Below are 25,279 nucleotides of genomic sequence, written 5' to 3'. Positions count from 1 at the left end.
CATAGTTCAGCGACTGTTCATTTACAGTTCAGCTGACTGCGCTTGCCGAATTCATTCTGGCGGGCTTGAAACCTTAAGAATCCTACGTGCCAAGCACCGAGCGGACAAACGTACCGGGGCGCTTTGTCACCCCAGGAAGGCCCTGACAGCTGCGAGATCGCTGCGGGACAACCCCTTGCGCGGATCGGGTGAGATGCAAAGCACACGATCCTGCTGGTACTCCGCCCAGGACCGGGCGTCCGATTCCCACCCGAGTTGGTCGTCCACCCAAACAAAGCGCTCCCCGCCTGTGGCGGCAAGGTCCTTCTGCAGGGCACCGAGCTTCCACCATTCAGGTCCTTCATCCCACCCTTGGCTGGAAAGGACGGGCCAGTCCTGTCCGCGGAGGCCTATCGCCGGGCAAAGGTATTCGGGAGCCAATCGCTCCCACGTGGTGAGCCATACGAAGCGGGCCGCCGGATGCCCTGCGAGCTCGTTGAGTTCCGCCACAGCCTCCGGCGCAAAAGCGACGTCAACGATTCCGGCATCGGCGATCTTCCACTCGCCGCCCCAATCCGTGGCGCCTTGCGGGCCGAACGGGTTCACCACGCCGTCGACATCCAAGTAAACGGACACCGGCACGATGGATGGCATCACCGCTTCCCCTTTCCCCTGAGGTTCACGTTCAGCCTACGGCACAGCGAGCACACACCGGCTGGAATGCCCGGCCCGGTTGTTGGCTGCATTCATCGCGGATTGAATCATTCTCTTGACGTGCGTCATGGAAGTGATAATCTCGGTTGTATGGAGAAGCCCCGCATCCAGCCGCCCCGCAACGAAGCGCCCCAGAGCCACTCACCCCAAAGCGTCCGCCACATCGAGGAAGGCGTCCGCACTGATTTTCGCCACGCCATGTCCTACGGCGGGTACTTGGACCTCGACAGGCTATTGAGCTCGCAGCATCCTTTAAGCGAACCCGAGCACCATGACGAGCTCCTCTTCATCATCCAGCACCAGACCAGCGAGCTGTGGCTCAAACTGGTGCTGCATGAGCTGCTGGAGGCGCGCAGGCTCTTCGACGCCGACAACCTCGGCAAGGCACTCAAGTGCATCGCCCGGGTCAAGGCGATCCAGCGCACGATGACCGAGCAATGGTCCGTCCTCGGCACGTTGACTCCGCGCGAGTATGCCCAGTTCCGCGGCTTCCTGGGCAGCTCATCAGGCTTCCAGTCCTACCAATACCGGGCGGTCGAATTCCTCCTGGGCAACAAGAACCGCGGCATGCTGCGGGTCTTCGAAAGCGATCCCCAGGCCCATGAGTTGCTGAGCACACTCCTGACCGAACCCACGCTTTACGACGCCTTCCTTGGGGTGCTCACCCGCGCCGGTTACGACATTCCGGTCGATATCCGCGAACGCGACACCAGTGAACCGTGGACGTTCCGGCAGGACCTTGTCCCCGTGTTCCAGCAGATCTACGAATCGGACGAGACCCCGTGGGGACTGTATGAGGCCTGCGAGGACCTGGTGGACGTCGAAGACAACTTCCAGGCCTGGCGTTTCCGCCACCTGCGCACCGTTCAACGGACCATCGGGTTCAAGGTCGGCACCGGCGGCTCTTCGGGCGTGGATTTCCTCAAGCGTGCCCTGGATCTGACGTTCTTCCCCGAGCTCTACGCTGTCCGCACCGAAATCGGCAACTAAGCCCCCCCATTCGCCTACTACTTCCCAGGAGACGCCATGACCACCGCCCAGCAAACCCAGCGGCCAACGGCGGCCGAGCTGGACGCCGCAGATCCACTCGCCGCCCAGCGTGATGCTTTCTTTGCGCCCGACGCCGGACAACTCACCTCCTATCTCGACGGCAACTCGCTCGGACGCCCCCTCAAGGCGACGGCCGCGAACCTCCAGTCCTTCGTCCATGACGCCTGGGGAAGCCGGCTGATCCGAGGTTGGGACGAGCAGTGGATGGACGAACCCACCCGCGTGGGCGATCGTATTGGTGAAGTCACCTTGGGGGCAGCCGCCGGGCAGGTCACCGTGGGTGATTCGACGTCCGTGATGCTTTACAAGCTAATCCGCGCCGCAGTCGATGCCCGGCCCGGACGGAACGAAATCATCATCGACCGTGACAACTTCCCGACGGACCGCTTCATCATTGAGGGGATTGCCAAAGAACGGGGGGCGAGCATCGTATGGATTGCAGCCAACCCCGCGAGCGGCGTGCGCGCCGCCGATTTGGACGGGCTGCTGGGCGAGCAGACCGCCGTCGTAGTTCTCAGCCACGTGGCGTACCGCTCGGGGTTCCTGGCGGACGCAAAGGCAATCACGGATAAGGTCCACGAGGCCGGCGCCCTGATGCTGTGGGATCTATGCCATTCCGTGGGCTCCGTACCCCTTGAACTGGACGCGTGGGGTGTGGATCTCGCGGTCGGGTGCACGTATAAATACCTCAACGGCGGTCCGGGTTCCCCTGCGTTTGCCTACGTGAACGCCTCTCAACAGGACAGCCTGCAGCAACCTATCTGGGGCTGGATGGGTGCGGACAACCCGTTTGGCATGACGGATTCCTACCGGCCCGCCGAGGGTATCCGCCGCTTCATCACGGGGACACCACCCGTCCTGGCCATGCAACCGATCAAGGACATGGTGGAACTCATCGCCTCCGTAGGCATGGACGCCGTCCGGGAAAAGTCCATCAAGCTCACCGAATACGCCATCGCCCTGTCCGATGAGTTCCTGGTGCCGCTTGGCGTTACTATCGTTAGCCCCCGTGACGCCGTCGAACGCGGCTCGCATGTCACCGTGGACCACCCGCTCTTCAAGGACGTTACTGCCAAGCTGTGGGAGAAAGGCGTCATCCCGGACTTCCGCCCTCCGCATGGGCTCCGCATCGGTTTGTCACCGCTCAGCACGAGCTTCGCCGAGGTTGAGCTGGGACTTACGGCCATCCGCGATGCCCTCACCGAACTCCTGTGAGCGCCGTACTCGATGACATGGACTCCCGGCCCGGGAGTACAACGTCATTGTTGCGAACAGTCATCGGCCTGTATTTGCGCGATGCGGGAGGCTGGATGTCAACCAAGGACATTGTGGGCCTCATGGAAGCACTGGGCACATCAGGTACGGTGACCCGCACCGCCTTGGGCCGCCTGCGGAAGAAGGACGTCGTGCGCCAGGAGGCGCCGGACGGCATCCCTGGTTTCACGCTGACTGACGGTGCAGCGGCCATGCTGGCCCGCGGTGACCGCCGGATCTTCACCCCCCGCACCATGTCCGAATCGGATCCGTGGTGCCTCGTGTCCTTCTCGATCCCCGAGACGGAGCGGGAGAAGCGGCATCAGCTGCGGCGGCGGCTCCATTGGATCGGTTGCGGAACCGTTGCTGCCGGACTATGGATTTGCCCTGATACGCTTCGGGGCGAAGTGGAAGAGATCCTGACGGACCTGGAGCTACGGGATATGGCCACGATCTTCGTGACGCAAACGCCCTTGGTGGGCGGGAACCTGCAGGATGCTGCCGCAAAGTGGTGGGACCTTGATGCCGTCGCAGGCCTCCATAGGGACTTCGTTCGCGAGCACGGCGCGGCGGTGGCCCCCGGGTCCGCCGCAGTGGAAGCGACTGCCGAAGCATTCTCCATCTACGTCCAGTGCATCGACCGTTGGCGGATCATCCCCTACCTTGACCCCGGCTTGCCGGCCGCTTTCCTGCCCGAAGACTGGCCGGGTGCCGAGGGCGCCGCATTGTTCAACCAGGTTCTCCACCGCTATGCGGAACCCAGCGCAGAGTATGTGCGCGCCATGCTTGGCGTCACGGTTTCCTGACTGATTGGCTCTGGTGGTCCTGGTTGCTTTTCACCCGGGACACGAAGCGGAACCGGTCTCCCCGGAACGTGCTGCGGGTCCATTCCACGGGTTTACCCGCCGCGTCCCGTGCCAAGCGCTGGACCACCAGCAGCGGAGCTCCCATCTCGATGCCGAGGAGCCGAACATCCCCGGGTCCCGCCAGCGCGGTCTCCACGGTGTCTTCGACATCTGAAATGCGGATGCCGTAGACATCGGCCAGGACGGCATACAGCGAGCCCGCTTTGGCAAGGTTCGCCTTGAAACGCGGGAGCTTCCCGGGCAGGTAGGCGACCTCGTGCGCCAGCGGCTCCCCCTCAATCAACCGGATGCGCTCCAGCCGGGTGGCGGGGTCCCCCTGGTCCAGCCCGAGGTTAGCAGCGACTTGGGCGTCGGCTTTCACCACTACAAGGGCGAGGAGCTTCGAATCGGGACGCAGACCCTGGTTCCTTGCGTCATCCGAAAATGAGGTGAGCTGCCGGACATGCGTCATCTTGGGCGGCGCCACAAAGGTGCCGTGGCCTTGGATCCTGCCCAGCCGTCCTTCAGCCACCAGTTCGCTGATCGCTTGGCGAACCGTTGTCCGTGACGTGCTGTATTCCTCCGCGAGGGCTCGTTCCGTGGGGATGAGCGTGCCAGGCTGCATTCCGGCAATGAGCTTGAGTACCTCGGTTTTGAGGACGTAGTACTTGGGGGTCGACGGCAGGGCATCTGTGGACATATTGGACATCCTACTTGTAGACAGCAGGATTGGTCTATGCCAATCTTGGGTGTGTTCGCCGAGACGAAAGGATCGCCCATGGCACATACACAAGCGTATTGGGACACCATCCAAGAGGTTCGGCCGTGAAGCCGGCCGTGCTCGGCCTGCACATCGGCGGCTCCAAGACCCACGCAGTCAGATCTGACGGCGGACCCGAGGAAAGCGGACAGCCTGCCGACGCCGGGATCACCGAGGCCAGCGCCAACCTGTCCTCCGTGGGACACCGGGGAGCCGACGCCGTGCTGCGGCGTATCGCAACTAAAGTCGGCAGCGGCATTGACGCCGTGTGCGCTGGAGCAGCAGGCGCTGACACTCCCGCCAGCAGGGCGGTACTGACCGCGCTCCTGAGCGAGCACTTTCCCGGTGCCCTGATCGATGTCGTCCATGACACGCGGATCGTCCTCGCCGCTGCGGATCTCGACGCCGGAGCGGTCCTTGTTGCCGGGACCGGTTCCGTGGCATGGGGCAGGAACAGTGACGGGCAGGAAGCGCGCAGCGGCGGCTATGGCTACCTGCTGGGCGACGAAGGCGGGGGCTACTCGGTAGTCCGCGACGCCGTCCGTGAAGCTTTGCGCGAATACTATGCCGGACTCGAACCTGGCCCCCTGGTCCAAGCCGTCATGGCGGCAACGGCGAGCGCAGACGCCCTGCAGCTCATGGACCAGTTCTATGGCAGGCCTGAACCGGACCACTGGGCGGGGCTTGCCCCGCTGGTGCTTCGGTTTGCCGTGGATGGTGATCCGGCGGCGTTGCGAATCCAGGCGGAGGCAGCCCATTCCCTGGCGTCCTTGGCCCGGCAGGTGCTGGGCGAACTTGGCCTCGAACTGCCGCTGGTGATGGCAGGTGGCCTTCTGGTCAATCAGCCGCAACTGGCCGACGCCGTTGCCCGGAAGGTCGCGCTTGAAGACCCGTCGTCCATCCGCATTCTTGGGCATCCCCCGGTCCATGGTGCCGTGAAACTCGCCCACCAACTGATCCAGTCCTAACCCCAGGGGATGTCACCCCATTCAACGACAGACAGGAACCATGACCATCACTCCCACCTCCCCAGAGATTTCGCAACCGGTCTCCGGTTTCAGGATGGCCGACGAGATCGGCCAGCAGCCCGAGGTGCTCGCGGGCCTGCTGGATTTCGGCCACCGGCAGTTCGTGGCCATGGCAGAGGTCATCAGGAAGGCTTCCCCCCGGTTCGTCCTCCTCGCAGCACGGGGCACTAGTGACCATGCAGCGCTGTACGCGAAGTACCTCATCGAAATCAGCCTTGGCCTCCCGGTTGGGCTCGCATCGCCGTCGACCCTGACCGCCTACGGCGCAACGCCCCGGTTGGATGGTGTGCTGTGGTTGGCGGTGAGTCAGTCCGGGGGCTCGCCGGATCTGGTGGAGTCGACGGCGGCCGCCCGCCGGCTGGGTGCCCTCACTGTTGCCGTAACGAATTCGCCCGCTTCGCCGCTGGCCATCAGTGCAGAACATCACGTGGATATTTTGGCCGGCAGTGAAAAGGCTGTCGCTGCCACGAAGAGCTACACCGCGCAGTTGCTTGCGTTGTGGCTGTTGATTGACGCGTGGCGTGGTGGCTCGGGCGCGGCGGCCGCGGGGTTGCCGGATCTGGCTGCCCGGGTCCTTGCTGACAGGTCCGTGGAGGATGTTGCGGGAAGTTACCGTTTCGCCGACCGCATCATCACCACGGCCAGGGGGTATTCGTACCCAACGGCGCGCGAGGGCGCGCTTAAGCTCATGGAGACGTCATATTTGCCTGCCCAGGCGTTTTCCGGGGCAGACCTCCTGCACGGGCCGTTCGCGATGATCGATGCGCAGCATCCGGTGATTGCGGTTGTTCCCGAAGGCGTTGGTGGCGTAGCCATGCGCCCCGTTTTGGACCGGCTTGCGGAGCGGGGAGCCCATGTGTGCGTGGTGGGCGACCCCGCGGCCGCCCTGCCTGGTGGCCCGGTTCTGCCATTGCCGAACGGCGTGGCTGAAGAGGTCTCCCCCATTCTTCAGATCCTGCCCCTCCAACGGCTGGCTCTGCAGTTGGCCGTGGAGCGTGGTAACGATCCCGACGCTCCACGCGGACTGCTGAAGGTCACCGAAACCTGGTAATCCCGCCGTCGCGGGTTGGGTGCGCGGGATCATCCGTCCGCATCCAACCACGCGACGGATGATCCACGCAGGCAACCGGAGTAGTCTGGATTCATGCCTTGCACGTGCGGTGGTTGGTCATAATGTCGCGGGCCAGGCAGCGGTGGCTGCCAGCTCTCTTGATCCCCCTTGCGCTCGCCCTTGCGGCACTGGTTGGTACTGTCCAAGCCGGCGCTACGGTTTCCTTGCCGCCCAAGTCAGCCGAAGAGATCCTTGCCATGATCGCCCGCACCGAAGTGCGTGCACTGTCCGGCACGGTGCAGCAGACTGCGGAGTTGGGGCTTCCGGAAGCACCCAGCCCCGGTCCCGGAATTACACCCGGAAGCGGGACCGCGCTTGAGTTCCTGACGGGATCGCACACGGCACGCGTGTATGTGGATGCCCCGTCCAAGGCGAGGCTGCAGATTCTAGACCGTATGGCCGAGCGGGACTTCATCATCAACGGCTCCGACGCCTGGTTCTACAATTCCGCAGACAACAGCGCCACCCACGTCACTTTGCCTCGTCCCACCATGGAGGACCTGGAGGCTGCGCCGTCCAAGCCGGTACGTCCCGGGCTGCCGACGCCGGAAGCCATGGCAGGCCGCTTCCTTGAGGCGATCGATTCCTCCACCGAGGTGACGGTGGGCGCGGCTTCCATGGTGGCAGGTCGCACTGCCTACCGGTTGCACCTTGACCCGCGCAGTACGGAAACCCTGGTTGATTCGGTGTCCATCGACGTCGATTCGGAAACCGGTTTGCCGCTGGGCGTGGAGATCCGTGCGAACGGGCAGGCGGAACCCGCTTATGCTCTTGCTTACACGGAACTGAATCTCTCCGCCCCTAACGCTGAGTTGTTTGAGTTCACTCCCCCACCGGGGGCCAGCGTCACCGAAAAGACACTCCCGGCGAAGCCACTTCCGCCCGCCATGCCCATGCCGGAAGCGGACGCCCCTGCCCCACCAATGTTTTCCCACGGCCCTTCCTTTACGGGCAAGGCCTGGGACGCGATCATTGCGTTGCCGGCTGGATCGGCTCCGCCTGAATTGACGTCCAATCCCCAACTCGCCCAAGCCTTCCAACCGGCGGACGGTGGCCGGGCGATGACGACGTCGCTGCTCAGCATCCTGATTCTCGACGACGGCCGCGTCTACGCCGGCATGGTTCCTTTGGACCGACTTGAGTCAGCCGCTGCCGCCGGGTGAGGGGCCGTCCGGGGCAGCTGCGCAGGGCGGTGCCACGGATACGCTTGCCATTGAGACCCGCGGGCTGGTGAAGCGGTTCGGCCACCGATCCGCCGTGGACAGCATTGACCTCTCGGTGCCGCGGGGCGCCGTCTTCGGATTCCTGGGTCCCAATGGATCCGGGAAGACCACAACCATCCGCGTGTTGTTGGGACTGGCGTCGGCGAACAGCGGGGAGATCAAGGTCCTGGGCAGGGAGATGCCGCGACAACTTGCCTCCGTCTTGCCCGATGTCGGGGCGTTGGTCGAAGGACCGGGGTTTTATCCGTTCCTCTCCGGAGCGGCCAACCTGATGCGGCTGGATTCCGCGGACAGGCATGCAGCCTCGTCGACACGGCGCCGGCGGGTGGATGCAGCTTTGGACCGTGTGGGCCTGACTCATGCTGCCGGGAAGAAGGTGCGGGCGTACTCGTTGGGGATGAAGCAGAGGCTCGGTCTGGCCAACGCCCTGCTCAGGCCCCGCGAACTGTTGGTACTCGACGAACCCACCAACGGTTTGGACCCCCAGGGCACCCGGGAAGTCCGCGCTTTGGTCCGTTCCCTGGCTGCCGGCGGCACCACCGTATTCGTGTCGAGCCACCTGCTGGCCGAGGTGGAACAAATGTGCACGCATGTGGGCGTCATGAGTGCCGGACGGCTGGTGGCCCAAGGTCCCTTGGACGAATTGCGGTCTGCCGGACAGGCGCACGTTCTGGTCAGAACGCCCGACGTCGACCGTGCGGCCAGGGTCCTGACCCGCCTTGGTCTGGTCCCCGGCGAAGCACCGGGAGCCACCGCGGGGCGCGGCCGCGCACCAGGTCAGGAAACCGGTGCACTGCTGGGGACCGGGCTCGACGGCGTGGAACCGGAAGCCATTGTGGCCGCCTTGGTCGCCGACGGCGTGCGTGTGCGGGGGTTCTCCGTGGAGAACGCAAGCCTGGAGGATCGCTTCGTGTCCTTGACCGGAGAGGGGTTCGACGTTGTCGGCTGAAGCTGTTCGCGCCCGTCCCGGAGTTGGCTGGGCCCTGTTGGGATCGGAACTCTCCGTGCTCTTCCGGAGGCTGCGCACCTGGGCAATGCTGCTGGCCCTGGCAGCTGTACCGCTGTTGATTGCCCTTGCCGTCAAACTTTCAGCGCGGCCGGTGACGCCAGGCCGCGGTCCGCTGTTTTTGGACCGCATCACGCAGAACGGCCTGTTCGTGGCGGTGACAGCGATGGTGGTTTGTGTTCCCCTCTTCCTTCCCCTGACCATCGGGGTGGTCGCCGGGGACACCCTGGCCGGTGAAGCGAACCTCGGCACCCTAAGGTACCTCCTGCTGGCCCCGGCCGGCCGGATCCGCCTGCTCATGGTCAAGTATGCAGGGGCCATGGCCTTCTGCTGCGCCGCGACGGCAACCGTCGCAGCGTCAGGTGCCCTTGCCGGCGTCGTCTTCTTTCCCGTCGGTCCTGTGACGCTGCTGTCCGGTGACACGATAGGGGTGGGAGAGTCCATCCTGAGATCACTCCTGATTGCTGCGTACATCACGGTTTCCCTCCTGGGCCTGTCCGCGATCGGCCTGCTCATCTCCACCTTTACTGACGTGCCCGTAGGCGCCATGGCGGCCACCATCGTCCTCTCGGTGGTATCGCAAGTGCTGGACAACCTTCCCCAACTTGAATGGCTGCACCCGTGGCTGTTCAGCCACCACTGGCTTGGCTTCGCGGACCTGCTGAGGCAACCCGTATCGTGGACGTCGTTCGGGGACAACGCCATCCTCCAGGCCGGCTACATCGCAGTCTGCGGTGCCTTGGCCTACGCCAAGTTCTCCAACAAGGACGTCCTGTCCTAGCTTTGGCGTAGGCTCGTCACATGGCCAGATTCTTTGACGTCCACCCCGAAGACCCCCAACCGCGCGCCATCGGCCAAGTGGTAAACATGCTGCAGGACGGCGGATTGATCGCCTACCCCACAGACTCCTGCTACGCATTGGGTGCCCAGCTTGGAAACAGGGAGGCCCTGGATCGCATCAGGACCATCCGGCAACTGGACGACAAACACCACTTCACGTTGGTTTGCAAGGACTTTGCCCAAATGGGACAGTTCGTCATGATCGACAACGACGTCTTCAGGAGCATCAAGGCCGTCACTCCGGGGAGCTACACTTTCATCCTTCCCGCCACCCGCGACGTACCCAAACGCCTGCTCCACCCCAAGAAAAAGACCGTAGGCGTGCGTATTCCGGACCACAAAGTGGTCCAGGCGCTCCTGGCGGAACTGGGCGAGCCACTCCTTTCCAGCACACTGTTGCTTCCGGACCAGGATGAGCCGCTGACACAGGGATGGGAAATCAAGGAACGGCTGGATCATGAGGTTGATGCCGTCATCGATTCCGGCGACACCGGTTCTGAACCAACCACCGTGATCGACTTCTCCAGCGGCAGCGCCGAAGTCGTCCGGCGGGGAACAGGTGACCCTTCGCGCTTCGAGTAGGCGCGCCGACGGCACCTCAGCGGAACTGGAAACGGCAACTTCCGTTCAAGGCAACCTGTGCGAGCCCCGTGATCTCAAGGGCGATTGCTGAAGGTCGCGTCGACAACGGCGCCGGCGGAGAGGCGACGGCGATGGTCAGTTGGCGATTGCCGTCGGCGCTGCTCATCGAGATGAGGGCGCCACCCGGCATGTCCGCAGCATGGCCGTAGTACGAGCCATTGGTGCACCTGTCGTGCCAGTGGTCCAGACCCAGACCGTACTCGGCAAAAACCGGGCCTTTCAGCTCCACCAGGCCCGCTTGCGAGAGCAATTTGCCTCCCAACAGCGAGGCATAGAAGGTAGAGACATCCGCCGCGCTGGCGATGATGCCCACGCCTCCGGACGGCAAGGAACCGGTGACATCCACAGTGTTACCGTCCACGACGGCGTAGCCGTGGACCAGGTTCGCCGGAGCCGGGCCACCTTCCGGCATCACCAAGGAACGCAGGTTCAGGGGTTCCACGATGTCCGTCCGCAGTACATCTGCAAGCGGAAACCCCCGTGTCCGCTCCAACAGGATCCGGAGGATGTCATCGTCGGACAGCCCGCCACCCGAGGTGCCAGGTGCCCGGCCCAGCACCTGCCGGACGGTGAGCGGGGCTTGCGCAGGGACCCCGGCTTCCGGAACGTAGATGGCAACGGGATCATCAAGGCGCACCCTGCCCGCATCGACGAGCTTCAACACGGAAACAGCCACCATGGTCCGGGCAAGCCCACCAAGGCGCACAACGTCGTCGGCCTGGACCCGAACCCGCCCGTCCAGGCTCCGCGCTCCGGCCGCGTGGCTCCAGGACTGCCGGCCGGCCCTCGCTTCGATAAGTACCGACGGCGCGCCCTGTTGGATCATCTCCCGGCTGAACAGCTCAAGGCTCGCCTGCAGTTCACGGAAGGCAGCCGTCGTCGTCCCGGTCGCAGAGGGCGTGGGCGCCGCAGGGGGCGTTGACTCCGCCGGAGGATCCGCCGTCGGACGTTTCGTCGCTGGTGGTGGGGCCACCGTGGTCGGCGATGACGGGCCGGGCGATGGCTCCCCCGTGCAAGCGGTCAACCCCGTGGAGCCACAGAAGAGCACTCCGCAAGCGATAGCCGCGGCCACCAAACCTCCGGGCGAACCTCGCTGCACACGGGCTCCCCGGTTACTCCTCGGGGTTCCGGGCCCGGCTGGGCTGCACCCGCATGGGCTCGCCCGGCATCTTGGGGAACTCCGGAGGGAACGGCATCTCGCCCTGGCCATTCTTGACGTCCCGCTCCCACCACTGCAGCAGGACATCGATGTCCCCCGGCTTGTCGTGCATGGTTGCCCAGGGATCACCGATCGTCTTCAAGCGATCAGGGACAGTCTTGATGGTGTACTTCGCGGGGTCCGCGTTCTCCAACTCATCCCATGTCAACGGGCAGGACACCTGCGCCCGGGAAACTGCCCGCGGGCTGTAGGCACCGGCAATGGTCCGGTCCCGGTTGGCCTGGTTGAAGTCCACGAAGATCCTGGTACCCCGTTCCTCCTTCCACCAGGCCGTCGTGACCTTCTCCGGCATCCGGCGCTCCAGCTCCCGGCCCGCTGCAATGACGGCGTGCCGCACTTGAAGGAACTCATGCTTGGGGTGGATGGGAGCGTAGACGTGGAGGCCCCGGTTGCCGGACGTTTTGATGAAGGCCGTCAGCCCGGCCTCGTCCAGCACGGAGCGCAGCTCCAGTGCGGCCGGTATGGCGTCGTCGAAGTCCGTTCCGGGCTGGGGGTCCAGGTCGATGCGCAGTTGGTCGGGGTTGTCGGGATCGTTCGCCCGGGACGCCCATGGATGGAACACGATGGTGTTCATTTGCGCGGCCCAGACAGCAGCCGCGGGTTCGTCGATCACCAGTTGCGGATGTGAACGCGCGCTCGGGTAGGTGACCGTGACCGAGCGGACGTATTCGGGTGCGCCTTTGGGCGGATTCTTCGAGAAGAACATGTCCCCCTCGATGGTGCCTGAATAGCGTTGGAGGCTCACCGGCCGGTTTCCGTTGGCTGCAACGAAAGCCTCTCCGACGTCCACCAGATAGTTGGCGAGGTCCAGTTTGGTGAGACCGGCATCGGGCCAGACCACGCGGCCGGGGCTCGAGATCCGAACGTCGCGGGGGCCGTCCGGTCCGGGCACGGAGATTGTGGTTGATTCGCTCGCCATGGCCACAAGCTACCCTGTGAAGGCCCTGCGCGTCAGCACCCCCGCCCGATTTTGCAGGGCGTGTTTGCGCAGGGCGTGGCGGCGGCCTGGACATCACTGCACCATGATGGATACATGCCAAACTCTGAAACCGCGCTCACCATTCCCGTCGGAGATACGGAGGTCTCCGCGCTCCTGATCCGTCCGGGGAAGCCAATTGCCACGCTTGCGGTGGCCCATGGAGCCGGCGCCGGAATGGAACACCCCTTCCTGCAGGGCTTCGCCGCTGCCATGGCTGACGAAGGAGTCAGCACGCTACGGTTCAATTTCCCCTACCGGGAGGCAGGGCGGCGTTTCCCGGACCGCCCGCCGGCAGCCATCGCCACGTGGCGCGCTGTGATGGAACGGGCCGCAGAGCTTTCCGCCGGCGAACCATTGTGGGCAGCGGGCAAGTCCTTCGGTGGGCGCATGGCCTCCATGGCAGTCGCCGAGGGAATGCCCGCACATGGCCTCGTGTACCTCGGATACCCCTTGCACGCGCCGGGGAAGCCCGAAAAACTGCGCGACGAACACCTCTACGGTGTAACCGTGCCCATGTTGTTCCTCCAAGGCACCCGTGACACTTTCGCCACGAAGGACCTGTTGGAATCAGTGATTGCGAAGATAGGCCCGACGGCGACACTGCAGTGGCGCGAGGATGCGGACCATTCGTTTGCGGTCAAGGGAGTCAAGCGCAGCGCTGCGGAAGTGGGCGCGTCGTTGGCGCCGGCGGTGGCGCAGTTCCTGCGTGCCAACAGCTAGGGGCTACCTGGGAACGGGTTCGTGGCGCAGGTAGGAACGGCGGAAGCGTCCTGTCCCCGCTGTCAGGGCCCGGAGTTCAATGGCGTAACGCAGGAGTTCCTGGTCCGGCACTTCCGCGCTGATCTCCGTGCCTTCGCCGTTTGCTGCCGCAGTTCCGGTGACGCGGCCCCGCCTGCCCGACAGATCGCTCATCACCGCCCCTACATATTCGTCGGGGACACTGATGACCACGGCGGAGACCGGTTCCAGCAGCTGGATCTTGGCCGTTGCCGCAGCTTCGCGCAGGGCCAGCGCACCAGCGGCCTGGAAGGCGGCGTCGGAGGAATCGACGCTGTGGGTTTTTCCGCCAACCAACGTCACTTTGATGTCCACCACCGGGAACCCTGCGGACACGCCCTTGAGCATCTGCGAACGGACGCCTTTCTCCACGGACGCCACGAACGTTCCGGGGATGACGCCACCCACAATTTTGTCGGCGAAGACGAACCCTTCACCGCGCGGCAGGGGCTCCACTTCGATGTCGCAGATGGCGAACTGCCCGTGTCCGCCGGATTGCTTGACGTGGCGGCCGTGTCCGGCAGCTTTGCCGGCGAAGGTTTCGCGCAGCGGCGTGATCACGTCAACTGTCTGCAGCTTTACCCCCTGGCTGCGCAGCCGGTCCAGCACCACCTCGGCGTGCGCCTCGCCCATGCACCAGAGAATGAGCTGGTGCGTGTCCTGGTTGCGTTCCACCCGGAGGGTAGGATCCGCCGCCGCGATCTTTCCGATGTTCTTTGCCAGGGCGTCCTCATCGCTGCGGGAAGCTCCTTCGATGGCAACAGGCATGAGCGGTTCCGGCATGTTCCACGTCTCGATGAGCAGCGGGGCCTCACGGTCGGAGACAGTGTCTCCCGTTTCGGCGGTGGCCAGCTTGCTGATGGCGCAGATGTCACCGGCGATGCATTGGGGCACGGACTTGAGGCTGGACCCGACGGGCGAATACAGATGGGTGACGCGTTCATCGCTGTCGTGGTCCTCATGTCCCCTGTCAGCCAGTCCCCTCCCGCCAACATGGATGGACAAGTCCTCACGCAGCATCCCCGAAAAGACCCTGACCAGGCACACCCTGCCCAGAAAGGGATCCACCGTGGTGCGCACTACTTCGGCGGCAAGGCGTCCGTCAGGGTCGCACTCAAGCGGCTTCAGGGACGATCCATCGAGCTTCATGGCCGGGGGTGCCACCCGTTCCAGCGGTGAAGGCAGCGCGTCCGTGAGAAGCGACATGAGTTCGGGCAGCCCCAGGCCGGTTTCGGCGGAGGTTGGCATTACGGGAAAGAAGGACCCCCGGGCAACTGCGGTCTCGAGATCCTTCACCAGGTCGCTAAGGGGAAGTTCTTCCCCACCAAGGTAGCGGTCCATGAGTGTTTCGTCTTCGCTCTCCGCGATGATGCCCTCGATCAGCGGACCCCTGGCCTCCTCCACCGCAGATTCCTCCCCGGCAGGTTCGTTGCCTGCATCATGGAGGACCCCGATCAGCCGGTCACCGTGCGGGAGGTACAGCGGAAGGACGGACTCACCGAAGGCTTCCTGGCAGCGTACGACGGCGGCACTGAAGTCCGCGCGCGGATGGTCCAGGCGGCTGACCACCACCGCCCGCGGCATGCGCACTCTCTCGCATTCAGCCCACAGGGCTATGGTGGCGCCATCAATTCCGTCGACGGCGGAAACGACGAAAAGGGCCGCATCGGCGGCCCTTAGTCCTGCACGCAACTCCCCCGTGAAGTCGGTGTACCCGGGGGTGTCAATCAGGTTGACCTTGACGTCGCCCACCATGATGGGTGCCACAGAGAGTGTGACCGACCGTTGTTGATGGATGGCGGAAGGGTCCGAATCGCTGACAGTCGTGCCTTCGGCGATCGACCCCATCCTGGTGATGGCTCCTGTCGCAGCCAACAATGCTTCAACCAGCATCGATTTGCCGGCGCCGGAATGCCCCACAAGCGCTACGTTGCGTATCTTGGCGGGGTCGTTGGCAGCCAGCGACGTGCCGTTGTCGCTTCGGCGGCTTTCGGGTGTGCCGGGTCCAGCCTTGGCAGCCTCGCGTGCGCCCTTCACGGACATGGGCACCTCCTGGGTGTCTTATCCAAGCTCGGAGTTCGACCGATCCACAGGTTCGAACGTGTAAGAGGATTGGACACCCTCAAGTGACCACAGGGCAAGGGTCAGTTGCGCTGAAAAGGCGACCGACCGCCGTCGTACGCGGCAGAAGCGGGTGGCCGATAGGCCGGATGCTGCCGGCTCAGGTGGAAATCATTCCCCACAGCAGCCACAAGGAGGCGACGGTGCAACCAGTGATGACTGCGGTGAATCCGGCAAGCCATGCGTAGGCCGGGAGGCCTGTTGTGCGGCCCAGGATGTATGCGTCAGAGGCAGCAAGCCGGTCCCTGCGCCGGGTATGGACGCCGGCGAGCTTGAGAAGGTCACGCACGGCACCCACTGTGAGGGCAATCCCTAACGCAAGGACCAAGTAGTTGACCAGCGTGGGAGTCGCAAACAGCAGCATGGCCTGGGCGGTCGCGGCACTGATGACGGCCACCAGGATCCCTGTGAGGTTGCGCAGGAAAATCAAGGACAACAGGAGGGTCAGGGCACCGATGGACATGGCGGCGCCGGACCGCCCCGCGGAAACGGCAGCAATGAGGGCACATCCCACGACCGCCGGGGCCGGGTAGCCCCAAAAGCCGGACCACGCGGCGCCGAAGGCACTCCGGCCGCTGCTGACAAGGCGTCCGGAATGGTCAAGCCCGATGCGGAGGCCATGAACGAAGCGGCCCGTCATCAACGCGGCATAAGCGTGGCCCAGTTCATGGACGAACGTGACGTACAGCCCGAACCAACGCCAGGTGACACGCGGGACGCTCAGGACCACGGCGCACGCCACAATGCCCAACAGCGCCGGGAGAGGCACTGCGGTGGTGTGCGTTTCAGTGAAGCCACGGACCACGGAGCCCCACCAGGTTTCCGGCAGCTTGGCAGGATCGATTGCGCTGATTGTCACCGTCGAATACTACGGAAGAAGTCTGGGAGTCAAACCACGCTCGGCTGCAGGCGTGCACGGATGCCCGCAACGAGGATCTCCAAGCCGAAATCGAAGGCTGCTGACCCTCGCCGCTCCGGTGGGCCGGCATGGGTGAGGGCCTGGGTCAGGGCGGGATATCCCTGCGGGGGCGGAGCCCACACAACATCCGGGGCGGCCAGGTCCAAAGCAAAGCCCAGCGCGAAGCTATCGATGGTTGATATCGCCGAGACGACGTCCTGCCCCCGGAAACCCGCACTCTCCAATGCCACCGCGAGGTTTTCGTAGAGGGCGAGTACTTGCGGGTGCTGGACTGTTTGCAACACCATCAGCGGCGCGAGCCTGGGGTGGCGGGCGAAGGCGTCACGGTAACTCCGGACGATGCTCCTGAGCGCGGACTCCCAATCCTGTCCTTCTTCGATTGTGTAGGGGCTTTCGCCGATGATCCGCCCGCGCATGAGCTCAAGGATTTCTTCACGCCCGCTCACATGGTTGTAAATGGACGACTGGCTCACGCCGATCCTCTTGGCCAGTTTGGGAAGGCTGAAGTCCCCGGCTTCATCCACCAGCTCCAAAGCAGCAGTTACCAAGGCGTCGATGGATATGAGGGGAACCAGAGGGCGCGGCATGGGGGTCTCCAATCATGGTGTAGATACGACTCTAACCAGAACTTGGCCGAAAGGTATTGTGCCTCCGATCACAAAGCCCTACTATAAACGAAAGCCTTTCGCTTAACTCGAGGCCCCCCGAAAACTCCCTGCATAAGACCTGAGGACGTTATGTCTGACACCGAAACCCGCCCACCGGCCGCCGACGCCGGCAATGGGCTCAAACGAAATGCCATCGGCACCGGCGGCATCGCCTTCCTGGTGATTTCCGCGGCAGCTCCACTGACCGTCATGGCCGGCGTGGCCCCGGTAGCCATCGGCATCGGGGGCATTGGCGCCCCCATGGGGTACCTCACCGCCGGGATCGTCCTGCTGATCTTCGCCGTCTCGTTCATGGCCATGACCAAGCACGTCAAAGCAGCAGGCGGCTTCTACACCTACATCACTTTGGCCATGGGGAAAACCGTCGGACTCGCAGCGGCCATCCTGGCGATCGTCTCCTACAACTGCCTCCAAATCGGCGTCTACGGCCTCTTCGCAGTCCAAACCCAGGCGATGCTCAGGACGCTTTTCGGCTGGGACGTGCCTTGGCCCGCCGTCGCACTGTCCGCAATCGCCGCAGTATGGCTCCTGGGATATCGCGGCATCGACGTCGGTGCCAAAGTCCTTGGCGTGCTGCTGATTGCCGAGACGGCCATCCTGGCCATCATGGGAGCCGGTATCCTGGCCCGCGGCGGCGCCACGAGCATCAGCTTTGCTTCCTTCGCGCCGCAACATGCGTTCACCCCCGGCGTCCTGGCTATCCTGGCCATCTGCTTCGCAGCGTTCATGGGCTTCGAATCCACGGTTCTCTACCGGCGGGAAGCCCGCAATCCGGACAAGTCCGTCCCGCGGGCAACGTACATCGCCGTGGGCTTTATGTCCGTGTTCTACGCCTTCATAGTGTGGACCGTGATCCAGGCCTTCGGGGAGGGCGACGTCATGGCGGCCGCCGGCGAACTCGCCGACGGCATGTTCTTCGCCACGATCAACCACTACGTGGGTCCCTGGGCCGAAGTCGTCATGTACATCCTCATCGTCACGAGCGTCTACGCCTCCCAATTGGCCTTCCACAACGCCATCAACCGCTACGTGTACATGCTGGCCAAGGACGGCGTCCTTCCCTCATTCCTGGGCAAAACGCACCCCAAGTACAAGTCCCCGCACCGCGCAGGACAAATCCAGACCGTGCTCGCCGCCATCGTCATCACCATCTGCGCGGTCGCCGGGGCCGACCCCTACCAGCAGTTGCTGATATGGGTGAATACTCCCGGGATCTTCGGCATTGTCGCGCTGCAGGGGCTTGTTTCCGTGGCGGCCTTCATGTACCTGCGGCGAAACCCGGCAGCCGTGACCAACCGTCTGCTCATCCCGCTGAGTGTGGCATCGGCCATCCTGCTCTTCGGAGTCGTGGCGCTGATTGCCATCAACATCGAACTCCTGACCTTCGCCGACGCCCTCACCAACACCATCCTCCTGCTCGTAGCACCCGTTGTTTTCCTGGCAGGGCTGCTGATCGCACGCAGCCTGCGCACCGCCCGCCCCTACGTCTTCGCACGGATTGGAAGCTTTGAAACCCATGACTCCTGACCTGATCGTCCTGGCCGATACTGTCCATACCCTCGACCAACACCGAACCGGGGTTAGCCGTCCCGTGGAAGCCGTTGCCGTCAGAGGCGGGGTGATTGCCGCCGTCGGCAGCCGGCAGGACGCCCAGGAATGGCGAGGCGCCGACACCAACGTCGTCGACCTCGGCAGCGCCACCCTCACGCCGGGGCTTGTGGACGGTCACATCCATCCGGTCTTCGGGCTGGACCTGACTGTCGGCTGTGACCTGACCAGGGCCGCGACGCTTGACGAAGTACGCGCCTTACTGGCGGACGAAGCGGCAAACGACGGCGGCTGGTTGCGTGGGTGGGGCCTGAACCCCAACGCTTTTGGCTCCGTGCCCCTGCACCGGAATGTGCTGGATGAAGTTTCCGGTGGCAAGCCTGCCCTGATCCGTTTGTTCGACGGGCATTCGGCGTTGGCCAACAGTCGCGCTCTGGACCTCGCGGGGATCCATGGCCCCCGGAAGTTCGACCAGACCGCCGAGGTTGTTTGCGATACTGAAGGCGTCACGACAGGCATGCTGCTCGAAGCCGCGGCCATGGAGCTCGTGCAGCGGCATATTCCCAAGGAATCGTTTGCCGAACGGAAGGTGCGGCTCGGCGCCCTGCTGCAGGACTTCGCCCGCTCCGGCCTCACAGGTGGCCACGTCATGGACCACAGCGACGAATCGTCAGCACTTTTCCAAGCGCTCGAGGACGATGGCGGGTTGCCCCTGCGACTGCGGACCGCGCCATGGTGCATGCCCGGGAGCGGAGCCGACGATTGGGCGGAACTGGCCCGGTCTGTAGGCGTGGGCGGGCGCCGCTGGTCCATTGAGGCAATCAAGTTGTTTGTTGACGGAACGGTGGACAACGGCACAGCGTGGCTTTACGAGCCTGACGTCTACGGCCAGTCAGTCGCCCCGTTCTGGCCCAGACCGGAGGAGTACACAGCCGCTATCGAGTACTTCGCTTCCCGGGGCATTCCCACGGCAACCCACGCCATTGGTGATGCCGGCGTGGACCATGTGCTGGACGCGTTGGAGTCCCTTCCAAAAGCGGTACGACACCGGGCCGTCCACAGAATCGAGCACATCGAAACCGTCCCCGACGATTTGGTGGAGCGTTTCAAGGCCCTCGGAGTCGTGGCCAGCATGCAGCCAACGCATTGCACCCACTATTCACTTGCAGACCACAGTGACAACTGGTCCACCCGGCTCGGCAAGGACCGCGCCGACCGGGCGTGGCGCTGCCGGGATCTCCGGGACGCGGGCGTCACTCTTGCGATGGGTTCCGATTGGCCGATTGCACCCTACGAACCTCTTCCCATCATCGCCGATGCCCGGTTGCGGCGGCGCTCAGGGCACCCCGAGCAGCAGCCCATCGCGCCGAGCCAGGCCCTTACTGCGCTTCAGGCCCTTGAGGGTTACACCTCACACGCCGCCAAGGCTGCCGGGCTGTGGGAGGTGTCCGGTTCCATCACGGTGGGCAAACGGGCAGACTTCACGGCGTTTGAGCTCGACCCGCTGGCCGCTGCTCCGGACGAACTCGCCTCAAGCAACGTAGTAGGCACGTTCGTGGATGGCGAGATCCAGTTCAGCCTGGACAGGTTGGGTTAATCCTGGCCTACATCCGGTTCTTTGTCTTGGCTGTGGCAGGGGCCGTCCAGGGATCTTCGGGCCAGGGATGCTTGGGGTAGCGCCCACGCATCTCGGCCCGGACCTGGGAGTATGGTCCGGACCAGAAAGAGGCAAGATCATCCGTCACCGCCAGCGGTCGGCCTGCCGGCGACAACAAGTGAAACAAGACCGGCACCCGGCCGTCGACAAGGCGGGGCGTGCGGTCCAAGCCAAAGCATTCCTGGAGCTTGACCGCCACAACCGGCCTGCCGCCGTCGGAATCCGTTCCTCCATCCGGAACTTCCGGGTAATCGATGCGCACTCGCGAGCCGCTCGGCACCTCGAGCCGCTCCGGCGCCAAGGCCTCCAAACGTGCAGCCTCCGGCCACGGCAAAAGCCTGCGAAGCGCGTCAGTCAGGTCAATGCCGTTCGTGGCGGTGACGCCGGCCAGCGCCTCGAGCTCGGGAGCCAACCACTCTTCCACGCCGGCGAGGAGCGCTGCTTCGCGAACATCAGGCCAAGGCTGTCCCAACTCCCGATGCAACAATGCGAGCCGCCGACGCAGTGTATCCGCCGGCCCCGTCCATCCAATCATCGCCAGCCCGGCCTTCGCCAAGGCCTCTGCGACAGCGTGGCGACCTTCCCCCGCACTTGGCCGGACCGGAGTGGAGGACAACACTATTGCGCCCAACTTTCTCTCCCGCTTCGCAGTGACTCGGCGCTCGGAAAACTGTGCCCGGACCGCATCCACCAGCAGCTCCGGAGCCGCCGCCACTGCGAGGTCCCCGGACAGCGGAGCTGCGGACCTGATCACAGCGCCGGTTCCTGCAGCGTCACGCCCCTGCGCGCGGGAGACCTCGGCAACGGCCAGCCATTCGTGACCCGTCAGCGGACTGCCCGCGGGCAGCCCGGCACGGGTTCCGGATGTCAAGAGGTAGCTGTTGCCCTCGGGGACGCGCCTCGCAATCCTGTCAGGGAACGCCAAGGCAACGACGAAGCCGGCCGCTTCCCCGGCCATAACTGCGGATTCCGGCGATGGATGAACGACGGCGGTACCCACCTGTCGGGCGATGGCCTCCATGCGTCCGGCTTCCTCGGCGAACCGCCTGGCGTCCGGGCCTGATCCCCGACGCAGATTGGCCAGGAGTGCGCTGAGATCGGCACCCGCCGGGCGCAGGTCACCGGCGACCAAAGCTACTGTTTCTGCGGTGGCACGTGTTCCCACCACAGCCGCGCCGTCAAGCAAAGCGCGGGCAAGGCGGGGATCGGCGGGGACACGGGCCAAAGCCTTGCCCAATTCCGTGATGGTTCCCTCCGCGGAGACGGCGCCCAGCTCACGGAGCACCTCCACAGCGTCATCCATGGCGGCACGGGGCGGTGTGGATGGAAGGCTGAGCCCCTGGCCTGCCGGCGAACCCCAACATGCGAGAAGCAGGGCGGCGCCGGTGAGGTCGGCGACGGATATTTCGGCTGTCTGATGGTCCGGGGCGGCGGCGAAGGCCTGCTGGTCGTAGCAGCGCACAACCTTGCCAGGCCCTTGCCTTGCGGCGCGGCCGGCCCGCTGTTCTGCCGAAGCCTTGGAGCATGACACGGTCACGAGGCCGGACATGCCACGGCTCGCGTCACGTCGCGGTTCCCGGGAAAGACCGGAATCGATGACCAACCGCACGCCCGGTACGGTGAGGGACGATTCCGCCAAGGCAGTGGAGACGATGATGCGCGGAAGATCGCCCGGTTTCCGTCCTGACACAGCACGGTCCTGGGCCTCCGGCGCAATCTGCCCGTGCAACTCAAGAACCTCAACACCCCTGACCCTACCGCGCAGCCGGGCAGCGACGTCGGACACTTCACGGGCGCCCGGGAGGAAGACCAGGGCGTCGACGTCCGGGTTACCAGCGAGGGCGGCCGCATGAGCCGTGGCCGCTGTCGCGGCCACGTGATCCAGGAAGCTGCGGGCTACGCCGCGTTCATCCATCCGGTGCGCCGGGGCCGGGACCCACTCGACGTCCAAGGGGTGCAAAGCGGAAGGACAGTCGACTACGGGGGCAGGCCTGCCGCCGTCGGACGCGCTAGCGCCCAGCAACGCCGCGAAGCGCTGGGCGTCCAGCGTCGCGGACATGGCCACAAGGGTGAGATCGCCCCGGAGTTCGCTGACTTCGGCGAGCATGCCCACCAGGAGATCCGTCTCAAGGCCACGTTCGTGGACCTCGTCCAGGACCACGCCATGGACACCTTCGAGCCCGGGATCAGACAACAGGCGCCGCAGGAGGATGCCTGGCGTCACGAACTCCACCACAGTGTCCTTGCTGGTCCGGCTCTCCCCGCGGACGGTAAAGCCGACACGGCCTCCCAACCGGCTACCGTCCAGCACCGACAGCCGACGCGCCGCCGACCTTGCGGCCACCCTGCGGGGCTGGGTGACGACGACACGTGACTGACCGTGGTGCCGAACTGAAACCAGATTGGCCACCAAGGGTGGCACCAAAGTGGTCTTACCCGTGCCGGGCGGTGCCTGCACAACTGCCGTGCCGCCGTCGCCCTGTTTCTCCAGCGCGGTCCGCAGTGCCTCGAGGGAATCGGCAAAGACCAGCCCCGCCCCGATGGTGTCCAGTCCAAAAGTCACCAGACTATTGTCCCTGCTGCCGGCGTGCCGGGCGGACGCGAAAGGCCACGCCCTTGCCTGCGGCCATTTGCCTGCGGCTTGAAGCGTGGGCCTTATCCGCTGTTTAGCCGATGGTGGAGGTGTCAATGACAAAGCGGTAGCGGACGTCCGAGGCAAGGACACGCTCGTACGCTTCGTTGATCTTCGGGGCCGGGATTACCTCGATCTCGGCACCCAAGCCGTGCTCGGCGCAGAAGTCGAGCATCTCCTGGGTCTCGCGAATGCCGCCAATGGCGGATCCTGCAAACGAACGGCGCCCCATGATCAGCGAGAAGACGTTAACCGGCAGGGGTTCGGCCGGAGCTCCCACATTGACGAGCGTGCCATCAAGAGTCAGCAACTGGATATAGGAGCTGATATCGATGGATGCGCTGACGGTGTTGACGATGAGGTCGAAACTGGCGGCCAATTGCTCGAACGTGGCAGGATCGCTCGTGGCGAAGTAGTGGTCAGCGCCGAGGTTGAGGCCGTCTTCCATCTTCTTCAGAGACTGCGAAAGAACCGTGACCTCGGCACCCATGGCGTGTGCCAGTTTTACGGCCATGTGGCCAAGTCCACCGAGACCTACCACGGCGACTTTCTTGCCCGGACCGGCACCCCAGTGCCGCAAGGGCGAGTACGTGGTGATCCCGGCGCACAGCAACGGGGCAGCGACGTCGAGGTCCAGGGCCTCGGGAATGCCCACCACAAAGTCCTCGTTCACGACGACGTCGCTGGAGTAGCCGCCCTGCGTAATGGTCCCGTCACGGTCAACCGAACCGTAGGTTCCTACATTTCCCTTGAGGCAGTACTGCTCCTCGCCTGCCTGGCAGTTGGAGCATTCCCTGCACGAGTTCACCATGCAACCGACGCCAACGCGGTCGCCGACCTTGTGCTTGGTTACGTCCGCGCCTACCGCTCTGACGATGCCCGCGATCTCGTGGCCAGGGGCGAGCGGGTACTGCTGCGGGCCCCACTCACCGCGCACGGTGTGAATGTCTGAATGGCAGATACCGGCGAACTTGATCTCGATGTGGACGTCGTGGGCACCGGGCTCACGACGTTCGATGGTGGTCAGGGCAAGGTCGCCCGTAGCCGAAGGGGCAGCATAAGCGAAAGCGGTAGGCATGTTTCTCCTGCGTGATGCACGTTGTTGGATGCTTCCATCTAACTGTGCCTTCTTGAGGGACTGGGAGTTCCTGCTGTAACTGGTACTGGGAGGGCCACCCTTGTGAATGGAAGGCGGACGGTTTTGGCCGACGGGTTGGGCAGCAGCGGACTCGGGGACACGATTCGCACTCCGCCCGTGGAATGGCACTGGCACGGTGCGGCGCCGGAAGACTTCAAATACCATCTGGGCATGTGGGGAGGCGTGGCGGACCGGACGGTTCGGAGGCCACGAGGGGTGAACCAGTGACCGACGAGAATAAGTACCGGATTGGCGTCCGTGCGTGGTCGGACTCGCTGAAAAGTGGTGTGCCGGGCGGCGGTGCTGGACGGCGCTGGAAAGTTGGTGGACTTTTCCACATACGCGGATGGGCGTGGTTGCTTGGCGTGGGCGCGGTGTCAGGCTTGATTCATGGGAGTAGTAGCGCAGAGTCCGGCTCAAGGGAGGGCTTCATCCGGTGCTGTCCCTGGGCGGTTTGCCGCGGTTCCGCAGGGCTTTGGGGTTAAGGGCACGACGCCGGTACCCGGCTCCCGGGGCAGTGGCCCTGCCGCCGGGGTGACGGCAGGGCCGGAAGTCTGGTCTGTAGAGGAGTTACCGGTTGGCTCGCCGGCGACGGTTACCGAGGCGCTGGCTAGGCAGGGGGAAGCGCTGGCTGGGCGGGAGCTTGCTGACGCGGCGCTTGTAGAGCCGCCACTGGCTGTGGAGGGGCTGGCTGAGCTGCTGCAGGACGGCGTTTCCGCGTTGAATGAGGCACGGGAGTCCGCCGCCGGGCAGGCCCGGGGGTTTGATTTCCTCGAAGCGGCTAACTTCGCCGGAACCGTCGAGGAAATCTCCCGGACCGTGGAATACCTGCAAATCATCGCCGCCCACGCCGTCGAACGCACCCGCAACGAAGCCCGCCACGCACAACGGGCAACAACGGCAGGCACCAGTTGGCGCACAGGACGGACCGAAACCCACACCGCAGCCCCTTCCACCACCGAAGACACAGCTAATGGAGTCCTCGCGGCGGCGGGTGCGATCCCGGGTGCGGCGGGTCCAGCGGGTGGGGTCCCGGCCTCGGGGGCGGTCCCGTCGGGTGGGGTGCTGGCGGGTGGGGCGGGTGCAGGGGCCACGGCGGTCCCTTTGACGGCGGACACGGCCGCGGTCCTGGATGACGGGTACCGCAACGCGGCAGAGTTCCTGCGCGC

General features: G+C 64.6%; 22 protein-coding genes and 1 pseudogene. 13 read left to right on the top strand and 10 right to left on the bottom strand.

Going from position 1 to position 25,279, the window contains the following annotated elements:
• Positions 1-126: 126 nt before the first annotated feature.
• Positions 127-633, bottom strand: coding sequence for an HAD domain-containing protein (locus AB0N65_RS02185; RefSeq protein WP_364157079.1), 507 nt, complete (start codon positions 631-633; stop codon positions 127-129).
• Positions 634-783: 150 nt separating this feature from the next.
• On the opposite strand from AB0N65_RS02185, the gene kynA reads away from it, so the two are divergent.
• The 3 genes from kynA to AB0N65_RS02170 are packed head-to-tail and all read left to right on the top strand — an operon-like array spanning position 784 to position 3,803.
• Positions 784-1,683: a tryptophan 2,3-dioxygenase gene (gene kynA / locus AB0N65_RS02180; RefSeq protein WP_364157076.1), complete on the top strand. Its 900-nt coding sequence runs from the start codon at positions 784-786 to the stop codon at positions 1,681-1,683.
• 36 nt (positions 1,684-1,719) lie between these two features.
• On the top strand, positions 1,720-2,958 hold the full coding sequence (gene kynU, locus AB0N65_RS02175) for a kynureninase (RefSeq protein WP_364157073.1): 1,239 nt from the start codon (positions 1,720-1,722) through the stop codon (positions 2,956-2,958).
• Complete coding sequence (locus AB0N65_RS02170; RefSeq protein WP_364157070.1) at positions 2,955-3,803, top strand: PaaX family transcriptional regulator C-terminal domain-containing protein; 849 nt, start codon at positions 2,955-2,957, stop codon at positions 3,801-3,803. The genes kynU and AB0N65_RS02170 overlap by 4 nt, the downstream gene beginning before the upstream one ends.
• Here the strand turns inward: AB0N65_RS02170 and AB0N65_RS02165 are convergent.
• The gene (locus AB0N65_RS02165; protein ID WP_364157068.1) at positions 3,790-4,551 is read right to left on the bottom strand and encodes a GntR family transcriptional regulator; all 762 of its coding nucleotides are present in this window, start codon (positions 4,549-4,551) and stop codon (positions 3,790-3,792) included. The two genes, AB0N65_RS02170 and AB0N65_RS02165, sit on opposite strands and share 14 nt — an antisense overlap.
• A 116-nt stretch (positions 4,552-4,667) precedes the next feature.
• On the opposite strand from AB0N65_RS02165, the gene AB0N65_RS02160 reads away from it, so the two are divergent.
• The 6 genes from AB0N65_RS02160 (at position 4,668) to AB0N65_RS02135 (ending at position 10,392) form a co-directional block, all read left to right on the top strand.
• Positions 4,668-5,570 carry a BadF/BadG/BcrA/BcrD ATPase family protein gene (locus AB0N65_RS02160; RefSeq protein ID WP_364157065.1) on the top strand — a complete coding sequence of 301 codons (903 nt, stop codon included), beginning with the start codon at positions 4,668-4,670 and terminating at the stop codon, positions 5,568-5,570.
• 40 nt (positions 5,571-5,610) lie between these two features.
• A complete protein-coding gene (locus AB0N65_RS02155; protein WP_364157062.1) occupies positions 5,611-6,681 on the top strand; it encodes an SIS domain-containing protein in 1,071 nt (356 codons plus the stop codon).
• A gap of 158 nt (positions 6,682-6,839) precedes the next feature.
• Positions 6,840-7,904 carry a DUF2092 domain-containing protein gene (locus AB0N65_RS02150; protein WP_364157059.1) on the top strand — a complete coding sequence of 355 codons (1,065 nt, stop codon included), beginning with the start codon at positions 6,840-6,842 and terminating at the stop codon, positions 7,902-7,904.
• On the top strand, positions 7,891-8,913 hold the full coding sequence (locus AB0N65_RS02145; RefSeq protein WP_364157976.1) for an ABC transporter ATP-binding protein: 1,023 nt from the start codon (positions 7,891-7,893) through the stop codon (positions 8,911-8,913). The genes AB0N65_RS02150 and AB0N65_RS02145 overlap by 14 nt, the downstream gene beginning before the upstream one ends.
• Positions 8,903-9,751: an ABC transporter permease gene (locus AB0N65_RS02140; protein ID WP_364157056.1), complete on the top strand. Its 849-nt coding sequence runs from the start codon at positions 8,903-8,905 to the stop codon at positions 9,749-9,751. Before AB0N65_RS02145 ends, AB0N65_RS02140 begins: the two co-directional genes overlap by 11 nt.
• Before the next feature lie 20 nt (positions 9,752-9,771).
• Positions 9,772-10,392: an L-threonylcarbamoyladenylate synthase gene (locus tag AB0N65_RS02135; protein ID WP_364157053.1), complete on the top strand. Its 621-nt coding sequence runs from the start codon at positions 9,772-9,774 to the stop codon at positions 10,390-10,392.
• A 16-nt stretch (positions 10,393-10,408) separates the two neighbouring features.
• Here AB0N65_RS02135 and AB0N65_RS02130 read toward each other — a convergent pair whose 3' ends face one another.
• The 3 genes from AB0N65_RS02130 to ligD all read right to left on the bottom strand — a co-directional run bounded on the left by AB0N65_RS02130 (position 10,409) and on the right by ligD (position 12,590).
• Positions 10,409-11,293: a serine hydrolase domain-containing protein gene (locus AB0N65_RS02130; protein ID WP_364157973.1), complete on the bottom strand. Its 885-nt coding sequence runs from the start codon at positions 11,291-11,293 to the stop codon at positions 10,409-10,411.
• Between the two features lie 19 nt (positions 11,294-11,312).
• Positions 11,313-11,468, bottom strand: a complete 156-nt coding sequence (locus AB0N65_RS02125) for a hypothetical protein (RefSeq protein WP_364158019.1) — start codon at positions 11,466-11,468, stop codon at positions 11,313-11,315.
• A gap of 96 nt (positions 11,469-11,564) precedes the next feature.
• Positions 11,565-12,590 (bottom strand): non-homologous end-joining DNA ligase, encoded by a 1,026-nt coding sequence (ligD, locus tag AB0N65_RS02120; RefSeq protein WP_364157050.1) that lies wholly within the window; start codon positions 12,588-12,590, stop codon positions 11,565-11,567.
• Positions 12,591-12,704: 114 nt separating this feature from the next.
• Here ligD and AB0N65_RS02115 point away from each other — a divergent pair, with 114 nt between their 5' ends.
• On the top strand, positions 12,705-13,370 hold the full coding sequence (locus tag AB0N65_RS02115) for an alpha/beta family hydrolase (protein ID WP_364157048.1): 666 nt from the start codon (positions 12,705-12,707) through the stop codon (positions 13,368-13,370).
• A gap of 3 nt (positions 13,371-13,373) precedes the next feature.
• Here AB0N65_RS02115 and AB0N65_RS02110 read toward each other — a convergent pair whose 3' ends face one another.
• The 3 genes from AB0N65_RS02110 to AB0N65_RS02100 form a co-directional block, all read right to left on the bottom strand.
• Positions 13,374-15,470: an elongation factor G-like protein EF-G2 gene (locus AB0N65_RS02110; protein ID WP_364157045.1), complete on the bottom strand. Its 2,097-nt coding sequence runs from the start codon at positions 15,468-15,470 to the stop codon at positions 13,374-13,376.
• Between the two features lie 178 nt (positions 15,471-15,648).
• Positions 15,649-16,407 carry a M50 family metallopeptidase gene (locus AB0N65_RS02105; protein WP_364157042.1) on the bottom strand — a complete coding sequence of 253 codons (759 nt, stop codon included), beginning with the start codon at positions 16,405-16,407 and terminating at the stop codon, positions 15,649-15,651.
• Positions 16,408-16,436: 29 nt separating this feature from the next.
• Positions 16,437-17,054 (bottom strand): TetR/AcrR family transcriptional regulator C-terminal domain-containing protein, encoded by a 618-nt coding sequence (locus AB0N65_RS02100; protein WP_364157040.1) that lies wholly within the window; start codon positions 17,052-17,054, stop codon positions 16,437-16,439.
• A gap of 150 nt (positions 17,055-17,204) precedes the next feature.
• Here AB0N65_RS02100 and AB0N65_RS02095 point away from each other — a divergent pair, with 150 nt between their 5' ends.
• Positions 17,205-18,662, top strand: coding sequence for an APC family permease (locus AB0N65_RS02095; protein ID WP_364157037.1), 1,458 nt, complete (start codon positions 17,205-17,207; stop codon positions 18,660-18,662).
• Positions 18,652-20,280 carry an amidohydrolase family protein gene (locus tag AB0N65_RS02090; protein WP_364157034.1) on the top strand — a complete coding sequence of 543 codons (1,629 nt, stop codon included), beginning with the start codon at positions 18,652-18,654 and terminating at the stop codon, positions 20,278-20,280. The genes AB0N65_RS02095 and AB0N65_RS02090 overlap by 11 nt, the downstream gene beginning before the upstream one ends.
• 7 nt (positions 20,281-20,287) lie before the next feature.
• On the opposite strand, the gene hrpB is transcribed toward AB0N65_RS02090, so the two are convergent.
• Positions 20,288-22,903, bottom strand: a complete 2,616-nt coding sequence (hrpB, locus tag AB0N65_RS02085; protein WP_364157031.1) for an ATP-dependent helicase HrpB — start codon at positions 22,901-22,903, stop codon at positions 20,288-20,290.
• A gap of 103 nt (positions 22,904-23,006) precedes the next feature.
• Positions 23,007-24,050, bottom strand: coding sequence for an NAD(P)-dependent alcohol dehydrogenase (locus tag AB0N65_RS02080; RefSeq protein ID WP_364157028.1), 1,044 nt, complete (start codon positions 24,048-24,050; stop codon positions 23,007-23,009).
• Between the two features lie 450 nt (positions 24,051-24,500).
• On the opposite strand from AB0N65_RS02080, the pseudogene AB0N65_RS02075 reads away from it, so the two are divergent.
• A pseudogene (locus tag AB0N65_RS02075) lies at positions 24,501-25,279 on the top strand (hypothetical protein); the annotation flags it as partial.

This window comes from Paenarthrobacter sp. NPDC089322 (assembly GCF_040684895.1).
Lineage (GTDB): Bacteria > Actinomycetota > Actinomycetes > Actinomycetales > Micrococcaceae > Arthrobacter.
The sequence above is the reverse complement of the archived record's forward strand: the minus strand, read 5'-3'. Positions and strand labels throughout refer to the sequence as shown.